This window comes from Lachnospiraceae bacterium (genome assembly GCA_022794035.1).
GTDB lineage: Bacteria > Bacillota > Clostridia > Lachnospirales > Bianqueaceae > CALWPV01.
In genome coordinates this window covers 23,876-39,713 of record JAAWDX010000007.1, presented here as the reverse complement: position 1 = coordinate 39,713, position 15,838 = coordinate 23,876, and the positions used below count along the sequence as shown (strand labels likewise).

The window sequence follows — 15,838 nt, the reverse complement described above, 5'->3', positions numbered from 1 at the left end:
AATGAAAGATACTTTGGGACTTATTTTTGCTTATCAGAATGATGAGCTTATGAAAGCGCTGACGCAAAAGAGAGCGCTTTCCTCGATTCCTTTTGGAGGCCGATATCGTGTTGTAGATTTTGCGCTTTCCAGCATGGTGAATTCAGGTGTGACGAAAGTGGGTATTATTACCCGGAACAATTATCAGTCGCTGATGGATCATTTGGGTTCCGGCAAGGAATGGGATCTGAACCGGAAAAACGATGGAATGTATATGCTGCCGCCGTTCTCACAGCATTCAGAAGAATACCGCTCAGTATACCGCGGCAAAATGGAGGCGCTGATCAATGCGGGAGCATTTATCCGCAAGTCGAATTGTGAATATGTCGTGCTTTCAACGGCTGATTGTATTTTTAACATGACCTTTGATGAGGCTCTTGAGTTTCATAAAGAAAAGGGTGCCGATATTACGATCCTGTATAAAAAAGGCCAGTTTGACAGGCAGGATGAGCATGAGTACAGCTGCTTTATCCAAACAAATGAAGAGGACCGTGTTGTAGATGTGGCCATCAATCCGGTGATTGGACGGGATAATCTGAGTATGGGGCAGATTATTATAGGAAAAGCGTTGTTGGAGACACTGATTCGGGAGTGTGCAAGTCATAATATGTACAGCTTTCACAGAGATGTACTGCAAAAACGAATCAATGATCTAAAAATTTATGGATATGAATATTCGGGATATTATGCTAAAATAGATTCAGTCGCTTCTTATTTTGAAGCCAGCATGGATTTGCTTAATGAAGAGATTCGGCAGGCGCTCTTTTATCAGCCTCATCAGATTTTTACCAAAATCCGTGACGAGGTGCCGACTCTATATCAAAATGGCAGCAATGTGAAAAATTCTCTGATTGCAGACGGATGTGTGATTGAAGGAGAGGTAGAAAACAGTATTATTTTCCGAGGAGTTCGTGTCCGCAAAGGTGCTGTTGTCAGAAATTCTATCATCATGCAGGCTTGTGAAATTCAATCGAACAGCCAGCTTGAGTATACCATTATTGATAAGGATGTCGTCATTCGGGAAAACAGAAAGCTGTTTGGATATAAGCTATATCCGATGGTGCTGTCAAAGGGAAGCGTTGTTTAAAGAAAGGTATGGATAGTTATGAAGGTTTTATACGTTGCTTCTGAAGCGGTTCCCTTTGCTAAATCGGGCGGCTTAGGAGATGTGGCCGGAGCGCTTCCGGCTGCGCTTAGAAAAAAGCTGGTAGGCGTTCGCGTAGTGCTTCCTCTGTATCAAGAAATTCGGCAGGATCTAAAGGATCAGCTTCATTTTGTGAAAGAAATATGGGTGCCGCTTTCATGGAGAAGTCAGTATTGCGGTATCTTTGAAGCTAAAATCGGCGGAGTTGTGTATTACCTGCTGGATAATCAGTATTATTTTGGCAGACGCGGGTTTTATGGTCATTATGATGATGCGGAGCGCTTTGCATTTTTCTCTAAGGCAGTTTTGGAGCTGCTGCAGCATATTGATTATGAACCAGATGTGATCAATTGTAATGATTGGCAAACGGGGATGCTGCCGTTCTACTTAAATAAATTTTATCGCAATATCAATGACTGCTACCGGCATCTGCAGGTGGTTTATACGATTCACAACATTCAGTACCAGGGAGTATTTCCTTCCGATATTGTTGAAAATGTATTAGGACTGGACTGGCAGGACTATGCCGGAGGTTATATTCAGTTTGATAATTGTGTAAACTACATGAAGACAGGCATTATGGCTGCGACAGCGGTAACAACGGTCAGCCCGACCTATGCAGGAGAAATTCAAAACGCATACTATGGGCATGGACTGCAGGGCCTTTTACAAAAGGAAAATGCGAAGCTGAGCGGTATTATTAACGGAATTGATTACGAGGTCTATGACCCTGAAACAGATCCGCACCTTTTTAAAAATTATACGGTGGAGACCATGCAGGAAAAAGCAGTCAATAAGACAGAGCTGCAAAAGCTGCTGAATTTGCCGGTTAATGCAGAGATTCCGATGATCGGCATGGTAACGCGCCTAGTCGATCATAAAGGTATGGATCTGGTGGCGAGAGTATTAGACGAAATTTTAGCAGATGATGTACAGCTGGTGGTGTTAGGTACAGGAGACTGGCAGTACGAAGAGATGCTGCGCCGTGCTGCAGAAAATTATCCCCGCAAGGTTTCGGCTAACATTACCTTTAACAGTGATCTGGCGCAAAAAATATATGCAGGAGCTGATATTTTTCTAATGCCATCCCAAAGTGAACCATGTGGATTAGCGCAGATGATTGCGATGCGGTATGGGACGATCCCGGTAGTTAGAGAAACGGGCGGTTTGAAGGATACGGTCTCTCCTTACATCTCATGGGAGGGAAGAGGAACCGGTTTTACCTTTGCCGATTACAATGCGCATGATATGCTATATGTCATCCGTCAGGCAGAAGAAACATACCGCAGTCCACAGCAGTGGAAAACGCTTATGACGAATGCTATGACGCAGGATTTCAGCTGGAGCGGGCCGGCAAAGGAATATCTGGCTTTGTACCGCAGGATAACAGGAAAACGATAAAAAGAAATCAAATAACAGATGGAACATTCCATCTGTTATTTGGCGCTTTCTATTAAAATATGGGTGTAAACTACGCAGAAATGAGGAGCAGTATGACGGTAGAACAGTTAAAAACATTAGTAGACGGAAAATTAAAACGGCATTATGGCACGGATTGTACGGATGCACGGCCTAAAATGATCTATGATGCCTGTGCGCAGGTGGTACGGGATATGCTCATGGAAAAATGGGTTAAAACGCAGAAAGAAATGGAGAGAAAACAGGCCAAGCAGGTATGCTACCTATCTATTGAATTTTTGTTAGGACGTTCCTTGAGGAATAATGTCTATAATTTAAGGTTGATGCCTCAGTTTGAGGAGCTGCTTACACAGATGGGGACTAGCTTTGATGAGATTTGTGATCTGGAGCAGGATGCCGCGCTGGGCAACGGAGGCTTGGGAAGGCTGGCCGCTTGCTATATGGACGGCATGGCCTCTCAGGGGCTTCCGGCAACGGGTTATAGCATTTTATATGAATATGGGCTTTTTAAGCAGCGGATTATTGAAGGGCAGCAGACAGAGCTGCCAGACAGCTGGCTGGATACAGGGCGCAGCTGGTTGGTGGTAAAGCAGGATGAGACTGTAGAGGTACGCTTTGGCGGAGAGGTTGTTGAGGATTGGTCTACAGGGCAGATGAAGGTTTCTTTGAAGAATTACGACAGCGTGAACGCGGTGCCCAATGATATGATGATCTCAGGATATGATTCTAAGACAGTGAATACGCTGCGCCTATGGCAGCCTAAATCGCCCTATACGATCAATATGACCTTGTTTAATGAGGGCGCCTATCTCAAAGCGATGGAACAGAATGCAATGGCAGAGGTGCTTTCTAAAGTGCTGTATCCGGAGGATAATAATTATGAAGGGAAATCTCTGCGCATTAAGCAGCAGTATTTCTTTATCTCGGCTTCTATTCAAAATATTATCAATAAGCATTATAAGGCTTATGGCACACTGAGTAATCTGCCGGATCATATTGTGATTCAGATCAATGACACGCATCCGGCCATGGTCATTCCAGAGCTTATGCGGATCATGATGGATGAGCATGGCATGGGCTGGGATGAAGCATGGGATATTACCAATCGTACCGTTGCCTATACGAATCATACGGTAATGGTAGAGGCTTTGGAGCGCTGGCCGGAGGATTTAATTAAGAAAATTGTACCGCGTGTTTATCAAATTATTCAGGAGATTAACCGCAGATTTTGTGAGCATCTTTGGAGTGTATTTCCGGGAGATTGGGACCGGATTTCTAAAATGGCCATTGTTGCGAACGGAGAGATTCGAATGGCACACCTCTCGATTGCCGGTTCTTTCTCTGTAAATGGTGTGTCGGAGCTGCATTCGCAGATTTTAAAGGACGATTGCTTCCATGATTTTTATTTAGATACGCCGCAAAAATTCCGCAATGTAACCAATGGAATTGCATACCGCAGATGGCTGGGGCAGAGCAATCCTAAGCTGACGCAGCTGATTCGGGAGTGTATTGGAGACGGATTTATGAAAAATCCGAATGAACTGGAAAAGCTGGAGAAGTTTGCAAAGGATGCAGCAGTTTTAAATCGCTTTGATGAGATAAAAAAGGAAAATAAGATTCGCTTAGCCAAGTTCATTGAAAAGGAAAACGGAATTATTGTCGATCCGGATTCTATCTTTGATGCACAGGCTAAACGACTGCATGAGTATAAACGGCAGCTGCTGAATGTACTGCACATTCTGCGTATGTATTATGAATATAAAGATAACCCTAACATGGATTATGTGCCGAGAACCTTTTTATTTGGTGCAAAGGCTGCTCCCGGATACAGCAGGGCGAAGCAGATCATTCGGCTCATCCATGCCGTTGCGGATATGGTGAATCATGATCCGGATGTAAACGATAAAATGAAGGTTGTTTTTATTCAGGATTATAAGGTCACGGTAGCCGAGATTTTAATGCCCGCCGCTAATTTGAGCGAACAGATTTCCACTGCTGGACGAGAAGCATCCGGTACAGGAAATATGAAATTCATGCTTAATGGAGCGATTACGATCGGAACACTCGATGGAGCCAATGTGGAAATTTATGAAAAGGTTGGCAAAGAGAATATATTCCTCTTTGGGCTTCTGACGGAGCAGGTCAATGATTTGCTGCGTCATGGCTATAACCCGATGGAATTCTATCAAAATAATGGGTGGATCAACCGCGTAGTCAGCGCTATGCAGCATGGGATCGGACGTCCGGGTCACGAGATTGCATTCCCGGATTTAGCCAATGCTCTTTTATTTCATAGTGCCGGCAATGTGGCAGATCCGTATTTGGTGCTGGCAGATTTTGAAGATTACTGCCGGGCACAGAGGGAAGCAGATGCTGTATACCGTAATGCAAAGGCATGGAACCAAAAGGCACTGATCAATGTGGCTAAGGCTGGCATTTTTGCAGCTGATCGTTCTGTTTTGGACTATGACGAGCGTATTTGGCATCTGACGCACTTAGAGCGTTAAAGAGGCAGATAGATAGCCGCTGATAGGCAGGAGAAGTATGGACCAGCCTATCAGCGGATGTTTAATTTTTTACAAACCGGCTATACTATCCTTTAGAGTGTGTGAATAGAATGCCACACGTCAAAGGGAGGATACGTATGAAAAAATTTTTAGTAGCAGCAATGATCTGGAGTTTAGTTTTGAGCTGTGTTTCATGTCGGGATGTAGAAAGGGAGATTCAGGATTCGCAGGATGCCCTTCCCGTGGTAGAACCGGGGCAGACGGCGCTGCCTAAAGATGTGCTGGTTCCGGATGAATCGGTGTATACGCAGGAAGAGCTGGCTGCCTTAAGCAGCACACAGATTAAATGGGGACCGGGAAGCGAAACTAATGAATCCGGCTGTCCTCAAGCATGCGTGAGCCTGCAGCAGCAGTATGGGAAATACGCAGCCCTATTCCTAGGGCCGGATAAGGAAAAGGTATATTTAACCTTTGATGAAGGCTATGAAAATGGATATACATCTTCTATTTTAGATACGCTGGCAGAAAAGGAGGTCAACGCTGTATTTTTTGTGACCATGGATTATGTGGAGCGGGAGCCTGCGCTAGTAAAAAGGATGATAGAAGAGGGGCATACAGTAGGCAATCATACGACGCATCATCCTAATATGACCACGCTTTCTTTAGAAAAAGCAAAGCAAGAGGTGCAGGAGCTGCATGACTATGTTAAAGAACAGTTTGGCTATGAAATGAGTCTGTTCCGCGCTCCGGAAGGAGCGATCAGTGAACAGTCCATGGCGCTTTTAAGTACGATGGGATATCATAATGTGCTATGGAGTTTTGCTTATGCTGACTGGGATCCTAAGAAACAAATGAGCCCAAGCGATGCCCTGCAGCGCGTATGCGACCGGGCCCATCCTGGTGCTATTTATTTGCTGCATGCTGTGAGTCAAACGAATGCGGAAATTTTAGCACAGATGATTGATCAGGTACGCGGCCAGGGATTTGAGTTTGGAAATCTGGAGGAAGAATTGACATGAGTACTATTTTAGAGGAAATTAGGCAGATGCTGCTGCAAGCGGTGGACAGTGAAAAAATCATCCGTGAAACAGCAACGCATTTTTATGAATCGGTGGAAGAAAAACGAAAAAAACAGCCAGAGCTAGCGCTAAAGCTGGAGCAATATGCAACTCTAAAGGAGTATCTGGAAGCAGCTGCAGAAAGTAAGAGCTTGGAGCTGCAGGAAATTTTAGAGGATTTGCAGGAGGATATTGCCTATACACTGGAGGACATGTTTGATCGGGCAGAGGATGATGTGAAGCATGCGCTTTTAAAGGGAAAGATGGCAGCAAGAGTCAGGCAGGATATAAAAGAAAAAGGGATCGTATTTGCTGAGAAAAATGGGCGCAGAGAGCAGCTTACGGAAGATGATGTAGAAGAAATTTATGTAGAGGCCTTTGAAGAGCTGGATGCTCTGCATCTGAGGCTTTGGCAATATATTTTAAGCATCGCGCCTTCCGCATACTATGAACAAGGAAGAAAAGAGCTGGAAGCATATCGGCAGGCGAATGGTCTTTTGATGGACGCTAAAGAATTTAATGAATATTATGAAGAAAATTTTGACAAGGAGCGTCTGTGGGCTTTATTTGCACAGAAAATATATGAATCCATCCATTATAATCGGCGTTACATATTAGAGGAGCCGACAGAAGAGGAAGAAGAGGGAATCTATGAAGACGAATCCGAGGAGGAGAGCTATGAGGCCAGTCAAAAGGATGCGGTCCTGATCGGTGCAGGAGATTTGCAGGCAGAAGAATTCGGATTTGTCTACGAGCTTATGGAAGAATATACAGGCCGCAGGGTGCTGCCCTCCGAAAATGAATGGAATGAAGAAGCCTACTGGCTTACTTATGGGGACGATTTTGCAGAGCTGTTAGGTCTCTTTATGATTGCGCAGCTGGAAAATACCATCCGCTATTTTGCAAAGGAGCGTCCGCAGGAATACGACACCTTTGCCAAGCTATATCATTGGAATCAGGAGCAGAGAGAGGACCCGGAGGTTGTCCTTTCTTCCTGTGACAAAATCAGCTACTACCTGTCTGATTTTCAAGAGGCGTTGTGGAATGAGTTTATGGAATCTAAGCTGCAGCCTTTTTATGATCAGGGCAAGGCAATGGTAAAAGAAAAATGAAGCTGGTATTTCAGATTTTTACCGGAGATCTTGCGCCGCAGAGCCTGGCCGATCCAAAGGAAATTTTGCGTAAGCTAAGGATGGCGCATGAGGCAGGCAGGCTTGCCGGCGTACTTTGCGGATGGTCCACTGACAACGATTTCTATTGGCAGCTGAGCGATACGCTGCACAGCTGGAATGTGCCTCTTTATTTAAAAATAGCCGTCTTCTCAGAGCTCAAAAATTATCAGGATTTTGATCCCATGATCGATTTCAGCGGAGATGCTATGCCGCCCTATGTGCTAAACCCACAGGAAAGCTTTCAGTTTCGCTGCCCCAGCTCCCAGCGCAATAGAGACGCCCTGACGGAGCTCTACGATGCACAGTTTTCCCCTATTCCGTTTGATGGGATTTTTCTGGACCGGATTCGATATCCCTCCTTTCTTTCCGGCATAGCCGGAATAGGGGGCTGTTTTTGCTCTGCATGCGAGGCAAAGTACGCGCAGGCCGGCATAGAGACAGAGCAGCTGCGTCAAAGACTGTGCAGCCTGCAGGCAGGAGAAGCAGAGATCTGTCTAAAGGCATATGAGAAAGGGCGGTGGCAGCTTGCAGATCCTGTACTGGATGCTTTTTTTAAGATCAGAACTACGATCATAGAAGAGGCGCTCCAGAGTCTGACCGAAGCATTTCATGCAAGAGGGCTGCAGGTTGGTTTCGATCTGTTTGCGCCGGCGATGGGGTACTTTTGCGGGCAGGATATGCAGCGCCTGCGTCAGATTGCTGATTTTGTAAAGCCGATGATGTATCGCTACACTATGGCGCCGGCGGGCCTCCCCTTTGAATGGGAACGGCTGCGGCTGGCAGCAGGAAATACGGCTGCTGGGCAGTGGCTGCAGATGGCCGGCAGCTCGCAGGGGCAGTACCAGGATTTGATGGAGCAGGAGCTTTCATGGATTCGTCAGGAAGGCGGCTGTCCGGTATGGCCGGGCATCGAAGCGAATTATATAGAGCCTATTGCCAAGATAGGGCCAGAGCAAATCCGAGATAATATGCGCCTTCTTAGATCTTTGGGATATGAGCAGATGGTAGCGTCATGGAATTTAGCGCGCATTCCGGAGGAGAATATGAAGGTGCTGGTGACAGAATAAAAAACTATTGCATTTTGGCAAAGATACGGTTACAATAGAGCAGACAATAGAATAATGGGAGAATTATTAGGAGTAAGAGGTAAACCAAAATGAAAAAAAGAATCGTTCTTTTGAGCGTATTGGTACTTTTAGTATCTATTGTACTCTGCGCATGCGGAGACGATAAGAAGCCAGAGACTTCATCCACTAATATTTCTTCAGAAAGCACACCAGCGGATTCTGACGGCGAGCCGGTTGCAGGCGGAGAGCTTGTATTTGGCATGACGCAGGATCTGGCAAGTCTTGACCCGCATCAAAGCTCGGACGCAGGAACTCGGAGTGTGGTATTTAACATGTACGAAGGCTTAGTTAAGCCAACGTCCACCGGCGATTTAGAGCCGGCGGTCGCCAGCGATTATGACATTTCACAGGATGCAAAGACCTATACCTTCATTTTGCGAGATGGCATCACCTTTCATGACGGAAGTCTGGTTACCGTGGAGGATATTCAATATTCGATAGAGCGTTATGCGGAGATTCAAGGAGAATCCTCCGCATTTTCTAATTATTTGGATTCGGTCGAGATTGTAGATGCCAAAACCGTTAGGGTGCAGCTAAAAGAAGGATATTCTGAGTTTTTGGCAGATCTGACGCTGGCCATCATCCCTAAGAGCAATCCGGATCCGGCAGGGAATCCGATTGGCACAGGGCCTTTTCAGTACGTGTCCTATGCGGCAGGGCAGCATCTGAATCTAAAGAAATATGAGGGGTACTGGAAGGACAATGAGCCCTATCTGGATACGGTACAGTTTAAGTTTATTGCCGATCTGAGCACAGCCTTCACAGAGCTGCAGGCCGGGACGATTGATGTACTCAATTATCTGACGGCGACGCAGGTGCAGACGCTGCAGCAGATGCAGCCGGATCAGTTTACGATTGTGGAAGGCAGCATGAATCTCGTGCAGGCCATGTTTTTGAATAATAGCTACGGCCCCCTGCAGGATGTGCGGGTGCGGCAGGCCCTTTGCCATGCCGTCAACCGTCAGGAGGTCAGCGATTTTCTTTTTGGCGGCAAAAGTCATTTGATCGGCTCACACATGATTTCCACTTTGGAAAAATGGTATGAGCCGCAGGCAGAAAACCTGTATGAATATAATATCGAGAAGGCCAAAGAGCTGCTGACGCAGGCCGGCTATCCGAATGGCTTCGAGCTTGAAATCACGGTGCCCAGCTCTTTCTCGCAGCATGTGGACACCGCACAGATTCTGGTAGAACAGCTTGCCAAGGTCGGCGTCAAGGCCACGATCAAAAAGGTAGAGTGGACAACATGGAAAGAGGACACCTATCACAATCGCAATTATCAGGCAACAATCATTGGATTTGACGGTACGCTGGCGCCCAGCGATTGGCTAAAGAAATATGGCAGCACGGCTGCCAACAACATCGCGAATTACAACAATTCGGAGTTTGACGAGATTTTAGCGCAGGCGCTGGAGACGGTGGACGATGCCGAGAAGATCGAGCTATATAAAAAGCTGCAGATCAATCTGGCGGAAAATGCCGCTTCCGTTTATATCGAGGAGCCCGCTGATTTTGTAGCCTTAAATGCAGAATTTGGCGGCTATGAATTTTATCCCACAGCGGCGTGGGATGTAGCAAAGATTTACCGAAAAGCAAAATAAAAGCGAAAGGAAGCAGGGATAGCATATGCCTTATATTGTCAAAAAAGTTGGAACTCTCATTATTACACTGGTGCTGATATCCCTGCTTACCTTCACCGCCTTTTCCGTGATTCCGGGAGATGCGGCGACAGCCAAACTGGGCACAGAAGCGACGCCGGAGCAGGTGGAAGCGCTTCGAGAAGAGATGGGGCTGAATGACCCATTGCCCGTGCGGTATGTTCGCTGGCTTGGGAAGGCCGTGCAGGGAGATTTTGGAGAATCGTATCAGTATGACGGCGTTACTGTAGCGAGCCTACTGGCGCAGCGTCTTCCGGTTACACTGCTTTTAGCGCTGCTTTCTTTTGTGCTGATTTTAGGGATTGCGATTCCGCTGGGGATTTTCAGCGCGCAGCACAGGGGAGGCTTTGTAGATACCCTGATCAGTCAGCTGACACAGCTGACGATGGCGATTCCTTCTTTTTTTCTGGGAATGCTTTTCACCTATATATTTGGTCTGGTGCTGCACTGGTTCCAGCCAGGAGCCTTTGTTTCTCCAAAAGAGGACCTTGGGCAAAGCATAGCCTATCTGATTTTTCCCGCTATTGCGGTGGCGCTGCCTAAAATTGCAATGGTGGTTAAATTTTTACGTAATTCCATCCTGAAGGAAATTGATCAGGATTATGTGAGGACAGCACATAGCAAGGGAAGCTCGGAAAAGAGAATTTTGTATGTGCATGTGCTGCGCAACGCGCTGATTCCGGTGGTAACCTTTTTGGCGCTGGTAATTGCGGATATTTTGGCAGGGAGCATTGTGGCTGAGCAGGTGTTTAGCATTCCCGGCATGGGAAGACTGCTGATTACGGCTATTTCCGGCCGGGATTATCCGGTGGTGCAGGCTGCTGTGACCTATATCACGGTGATTGTGGTGACTGTTAATTTTTTAGTCGATGTACTATATCAATGGATTGATCCGCGAGTGAAGGTGCGATGAAGATCAGAAATAAACAGAAAAGAAATGGGCAGCTGATCATAGGAGTGGCGATAACGCTCTTCTTTTTATTGATGGCTATTATCGGGCAGTTTTGGACGCCGTACTCGGTTACGGAAATGAATTCGGCAGCGGTGAATCTGGCGCCGAGTCTGCTGCATCCGATGGGGACCGACAATTTCGGGCGCGACGTGCTAAGCCGGGTGATGAATGGAAGCGGCATGACCTTTCTGGTGGCGGTAGGAACGGTGACGATCGGCGCTGCAATAGGGATTGTTATCGGTGCGCTGACAGGATATTTTGGCGGCATTTTAGATGAGGCAGTGATGCGCATCAATGATATGCTGCTTTCCTTTCCGAGCGTGCTTTTAGCGCTGATTTTTATTAGTTTTTTGGGGCCGGGAACCGAAAATGTGATTTTGGCATTAGGGATTTTGTTTATTCCCAGTTTTGCAAGGATTGTGCGTAGCGAGGTTATTCGCTGTAAGGAGCTGGACTTTGTGAAAAGTGCAAGGATTATGGGTGTTTCCCCGTTTCGCATTATTTTTGCGCATATCCTGCCCAATACCGTTGTCAGTCTTTTGACAACAGCGGCTATTGCCTTTAATAATGCGGTACTGGCAGAGGCGAGCATGAGTTATTTAGGTCTGGGTCTGCAGCCGCCGATGCCGAGTCTGGGGCGGATGCTTTCAGAGGCACAGTCCTATCTTTTTAATGCACCGTGGTATGCCTTATCACCGGGAATTGTGATTATTTTTATCATCTTAGGGTTTTCTATGATCAGTGAAGGCCTGCGTGCAGAGCAGCACTAGGAGAGGAGATAAGCTATGTTTCAAGTAGAGCATTTAAGCGTTGCCTTTCCCCAGGACGGGCAGCTGCATAAAGTGGTAGATGATATCTCTTTTTCTCTTCCTGATGGAAAAATTTTAGGTGTTGTGGGAGAATCTGGCTCGGGTAAGTCGATGACAGCGCTGGCGATCATGGGGCTTTTGGCAGAAAAAGCATGCACCGTGAGCGGAAGTGTTTATCTGGAGGATCAGGAACTATTATCCATGACGCCGGCGCAGTATACACAGGTGCAGGGAAAAGACCTGGCAATGATTTTTCAGGAGCCGATGACATCTTTAAATCCGGTGATGCGCATTGGGAGGCAAGTGGGAGAGAGTCTGCGGCTTCATGAAGCGATTTCATCGGATCAGGAGGGAAAGGAAGCGCTTCGGCAACGAGTGCTTGCTGCGCTGCAGGAAGTGGGCCTATCGGAAGCAGAAAAGATTTATGATCAATATCCGCATGAGCTATCCGGCGGTATGCGCCAGAGGGTGATGATTGCACAGGCCATGATCTGTCATCCGAAGCTTCTGATTGCAGATGAGCCGACAACCGCTTTGGATGTGGTCGTACAGGCTCAGATTTTGCAGCTATTAAAAAGGCTGCATGAAGAGCATGGTGTGTCCATCCTATTTATTTCTCATGATTTGAACGTCATTCGTGAAATCTGCGATGAAGTACTTGTCATGTATCAGGGACAAATTGTAGAGAGGGGAGCGGTGCAGACGGTGCTTCGTACCCCGCAGCATGCCTACACGAAAACACTGGTGGCCAGGCTGCCGGAGAGAAGCAGTGTTCAGCCGTCTAGGCATGCGGTACTGGAAATAGAGAATCTGAATGTGTTCTATGAGGAAAAGACAAGAGGACCCTGGTCTAAAAAGGCCCGTCGCCGGGTGATTGAAGATCTCACATTATCGGTCTACGAAGGAGAGATTTTGGGCATCGTCGGAGAGAGCGGCTGCGGAAAGTCAACGCTGGCCAAAGCGATTACAGGGCTCAATCCGGAGTATGAGGGGACTCTTCGCATGGACGCACAGCTGCGACCGCAAATGGTTTTTCAGGATCCGTTTAGTTCGCTTAATCCAGCCCATACCATTGGCTGGATTTTAGAAGAACCGCTGCGAAAGCGATATGCGAAAAAGGAGCGGTATGCAAGAGTTTGCAGTATGCTGGAGGATATTGGTTTGGATGCATCGTATTACCACCGATATCCGGATGAGCTGTCCGGCGGTCAGAGACAGCGGATCAGTATTGGCGCGGCTCTGCTCACAGATTCTAAATTTTTAATTGCAGATGAGGCCGTTTCAGCGCTGGATGTGACCGTACAGTCTCAGATTCTGGCCTTTCTTTTAGAGCTTCATGAAAAAAGAAAGCTGACGATACTGTTTATCTCGCATGACTTAAACATTGTGCGGCATATCTGTCACCGCGTTGCCGTGCTCTATCAAGGAAAATTGGTCGAGCTGGGCGATGCGGAAGAGATATATGCCAATCCGCGGCATCCCTATACAAAGCGTTTGCTGAATGTGGGCAAAGAAGAATAAGTTTAGTATATCTATAATAAAAAGGAGAGACCTCTGCTTAGAGGTTTCTCCTTTTTGGCTAAAATCATATTTGTCATAGTTAATGAAATATTTCAGGAAAGATGCTGAATAGCGGGTTTTCCATTCTGCATAATAAGCTCGATGCGGTCGCCGCTGCGAATGGATTCCTTTAAAAAGGCCTCGGCAATTTCATCCTCGATGGTCCGCTGGATCAAACGGCGGAGCGGTCGGGCGCCGTATTTTTCATCATATCCATTTTCCGCCAGATAGCTTTTTACTTCATCCGAAACAGCAATGGAAATGTTCTGATAGGCTCCGGAACGATATACATCCTGCAGCATGAGATCTACGATTTGACGCAGCTCTGGTTTGGTCAGAGGATCAAAGGTGATGATCTCATCAATTCGATTGATGAATTCGGGACGGAACAGCTGTTTTAAAGCAGTTTCAATACGCTGCGAAAGAGCAGAGGTATCATTTTGATTGAAGCCCAGCCCATTGTTTTTAAAGCTGGCGCCGGCATTGGTAGTCATGACAATGATCGTATTATCAAAATTGACAGTACGTCCCTGACTATCGGTAAGGCGGCCGTCATCCAAAATTTGCAGCAGCATATTAAAGACATCTGCATGAGCCTTTTCAATTTCATCCAGCAGAATAATCGAAAAAGGACGACGGCGGATTTTCTCCGTCAGCTGTCCGCCCTGATCATAGCCAACATAGCCAGGAGGCGCTCCAATCAGCTTAGATACGGTGTGCTTTTCCATATACTCTGACATATCAATCCGGATCAGCGCATCCTCTGTGCCAAAAAGCTCGACTGCCAGAGTTTTAACCAGCTCTGTTTTACCAACGCCCGTAGGCCCGGCAAAGATGAAGGAGGCCGGCTTGCGTTCTTTGCGGAATCCGGAGCGATTTCGGCGGATTGCACGCGAAAGAGCAGAAACGGCAGCATTTTGACCAATTACGCGCTGATGCAGGTGGTCTTCCAGGGCGATTAATTTGGCGGATTCCTCACTGGTAAGACGTTTGACAGGAATCTTGGTCCAGCCTTCGATGACATGCGCCAGATCATCAAAGGTGAGCGGAACATGCGTGCAGGAAGCCTTTTTGGCTTCAATTTCTTTTTCCAGCTTAAGCTCTTCTACGCGGCATTTGGCAGCCGTTTCAAAATCCTCGGCGGCGGCAGCGTCTTCTTTTTTCTGCAGCGTGACTTCCAGTGTTTTTTCCAGATCCTGCAGATCGATCAATCCGGTATTTTGCAGGTTGACGCGGGATGCCGCTTCATCAATGACATCAATTGCCTTATCCGGCAAAAAGCGCTGATGGATATAGCGCTGCGAAAGAGAGACAGCGTCCTCAATGATTTCATCCGAGATGGCTACGTTATGGTAATTTTCATAATGCGGACGAATGCCCTTCAAAATTTCGATAGCCTCTTCTTTGGACGGCTCATCGACAATGATAGGCTGAAAACGCCGCTCTAAAGCAGAATCCTTTTCGATATATTTGCGATATTCCTCCAGCGTAGTGGTGCCGATAATCTGAAGGCTTCCGTTAGCTAAAGCAGGCTTTAAGATATTGGCGGCATTCATAGAGTTCTGGGCATCGCCGGCACCGACCAGATTATGAATTTCATCAATGACAAGAATGACATTTTTAGCGGCGGTTACTTCATTGATAATTGCCTTCATGCGTGCCTCAAACTGTCCGCGAAACTGCGTGCCGGCGACAAGACCCGTCATATCAAGCAAATATACCTGCTTATCACGCAGCTTAACCGGGACCCGGCCCTGAGCAATGAGCAGAGCAAAGCCCTCGGCAATGGCCGTTTTGCCAACACCAGGCTCACCCAGCAGCACCGGATTATTTTTGGTTCGACGGTTAAGAATTTGCATAAGCCGGTCGATTTCAAAGCTGCGTCCGACTACAGTATCAATTTCACCGTCAGCAGCCTTTTGTGTAAGGTTGGTACCAAATTTCGAGAGTGTTTTTAATTTTTCCTGCCTGCGTCTGGCAGTTTTGGTAGGCTTTTCAGAAGACTCGGAAGCAGAGGGCTCCTCAGGAGCAATTCCCATCTCATCTTCTGCGTCTTCGCCGGGATGAGCCGCTCCCATCATCATATTCAGCATTTCGGGAGGAAACATCTTTTCAAGCGCTTCCATATTGCCATCCTCAGAGAGGTTTTCCATCAAAGAATTCATCTGCTCGCCGATGTTTTCCATATCCTCTGGCTTAAGACCATTTTGTTCCATCATAGTTTTAAGAGAAAATCCATGCTTCTGAGCACAGCTCAGGCACATGGCGATTTGTTTATTTTGACCATTTTCCAGCCGATTTACATAGATAACGGCCGTATTTTTATGGCAGATTTGACACAGCATGTTACTCCTCCATTCCAAAGCGCCAAGCACTTTCAAAGCGCCGAGAGC

Annotated in this window: 11 protein-coding genes; 10 read left to right on the top strand and 1 reads right to left on the bottom strand. The window is 46.8% G+C overall.

Features of this window, described 5'->3' with window-relative positions; all coding sequences use genetic code 11:
- The first annotated feature begins 1 nt into the window (after position 1).
- The 10 genes from glgD to HFE64_06445 all read left to right on the top strand — a co-directional run bounded on the left by glgD (position 2) and on the right by HFE64_06445 (position 13,406).
- Positions 2-1,126, top strand: coding sequence for a glucose-1-phosphate adenylyltransferase subunit GlgD (gene glgD / locus HFE64_06490; protein MCI8633109.1), 1,125 nt, complete (start codon positions 2-4; stop codon positions 1,124-1,126).
- Positions 1,127-1,144: 18 nt separating this feature from the next.
- Positions 1,145-2,584 (top strand): glycogen synthase GlgA, encoded by a 1,440-nt coding sequence (gene glgA / locus HFE64_06485; protein MCI8633108.1) that lies wholly within the window; start codon positions 1,145-1,147, stop codon positions 2,582-2,584.
- A gap of 80 nt (positions 2,585-2,664) precedes the next feature.
- On the top strand, positions 2,665-5,109 hold the full coding sequence (locus tag HFE64_06480) for a glycogen/starch/alpha-glucan phosphorylase (GenBank protein MCI8633107.1): 2,445 nt from the start codon (positions 2,665-2,667) through the stop codon (positions 5,107-5,109).
- A gap of 137 nt (positions 5,110-5,246) precedes the next feature.
- A complete protein-coding gene (locus tag HFE64_06475) occupies positions 5,247-6,128 on the top strand; it encodes a polysaccharide deacetylase family protein (GenBank protein MCI8633106.1) in 882 nt (293 codons plus the stop codon).
- Positions 6,125-7,279 (top strand): hypothetical protein, encoded by a 1,155-nt coding sequence (locus HFE64_06470; GenBank protein ID MCI8633105.1) that lies wholly within the window; start codon positions 6,125-6,127, stop codon positions 7,277-7,279. The genes HFE64_06475 and HFE64_06470 overlap by 4 nt, the downstream gene beginning before the upstream one ends.
- Positions 7,276-8,406, top strand: coding sequence for a hypothetical protein (locus HFE64_06465; protein ID MCI8633104.1), 1,131 nt, complete (start codon positions 7,276-7,278; stop codon positions 8,404-8,406). The genes HFE64_06470 and HFE64_06465 overlap by 4 nt, the downstream gene beginning before the upstream one ends.
- Before the next feature lie 89 nt (positions 8,407-8,495).
- Positions 8,496-10,067, top strand: a complete 1,572-nt coding sequence (locus tag HFE64_06460) for an ABC transporter substrate-binding protein (GenBank protein MCI8633103.1) — start codon at positions 8,496-8,498, stop codon at positions 10,065-10,067.
- 25 nt (positions 10,068-10,092) lie between these two features.
- Complete coding sequence (locus HFE64_06455; protein ID MCI8633102.1) at positions 10,093-11,037, top strand: ABC transporter permease; 945 nt, start codon at positions 10,093-10,095, stop codon at positions 11,035-11,037.
- Positions 11,034-11,846 (top strand): ABC transporter permease, encoded by an 813-nt coding sequence (locus HFE64_06450; protein MCI8633101.1) that lies wholly within the window; start codon positions 11,034-11,036, stop codon positions 11,844-11,846. The genes HFE64_06455 and HFE64_06450 overlap by 4 nt, the downstream gene beginning before the upstream one ends.
- 15 nt (positions 11,847-11,861) lie before the next feature.
- Positions 11,862-13,406 (top strand): ABC transporter ATP-binding protein, encoded by a 1,545-nt coding sequence (locus HFE64_06445; GenBank protein ID MCI8633100.1) that lies wholly within the window; start codon positions 11,862-11,864, stop codon positions 13,404-13,406.
- A 92-nt stretch (positions 13,407-13,498) separates the two neighbouring features.
- On the opposite strand, the gene HFE64_06440 is transcribed toward HFE64_06445, so the two are convergent.
- A complete protein-coding gene (locus HFE64_06440) occupies positions 13,499-15,790 on the bottom strand; it encodes an AAA domain-containing protein (protein ID MCI8633099.1) in 2,292 nt (763 codons plus the stop codon).
- Positions 15,791-15,838 lie beyond the last annotated feature (48 nt).

Excerpts from the sequence above, each read along its gene's own strand:
- glgD (MCI8633109.1), top strand. The coding sequence starts at position 2 with ATGAAAGATACTTTGGGACTTATTTTTGCTTATCAGAATGATGAGCTT.
- HFE64_06460 (MCI8633103.1), top strand. The coding sequence starts at position 8,496 with ATGAAAAAAAGAATCGTTCTTTTGAGCGTATTGGTACTTTTAGTATCT.
- HFE64_06480 (MCI8633107.1), top strand. The coding sequence starts at position 2,665 with ATGAGGAGCAGTATGACGGTAGAACAGTTAAAAACATTAGTAGACGGA.
- HFE64_06455 (MCI8633102.1), top strand. The coding sequence starts at position 10,093 with ATGCCTTATATTGTCAAAAAAGTTGGAACTCTCATTATTACACTGGTG.
- HFE64_06470 (MCI8633105.1), top strand. The coding sequence starts at position 6,125 with ATGAGTACTATTTTAGAGGAAATTAGGCAGATGCTGCTGCAAGCGGTG.
- HFE64_06445 (MCI8633100.1), top strand. The coding sequence starts at position 11,862 with ATGTTTCAAGTAGAGCATTTAAGCGTTGCCTTTCCCCAGGACGGGCAG.
- HFE64_06475 (MCI8633106.1), top strand. The coding sequence starts at position 5,247 with ATGAAAAAATTTTTAGTAGCAGCAATGATCTGGAGTTTAGTTTTGAGC.
- glgA (MCI8633108.1), top strand. The coding sequence starts at position 1,145 with ATGAAGGTTTTATACGTTGCTTCTGAAGCGGTTCCCTTTGCTAAATCG.
- HFE64_06450 (MCI8633101.1), top strand. The coding sequence starts at position 11,034 with ATGAAGATCAGAAATAAACAGAAAAGAAATGGGCAGCTGATCATAGGA.
- HFE64_06465 (MCI8633104.1), top strand. The coding sequence starts at position 7,276 with ATGAAGCTGGTATTTCAGATTTTTACCGGAGATCTTGCGCCGCAGAGC.
- HFE64_06440 (MCI8633099.1), bottom strand. The coding sequence starts at position 15,790 with ATGCTGTGTCAAATCTGCCATAAAAATACGGCCGTTATCTATGTAAAT.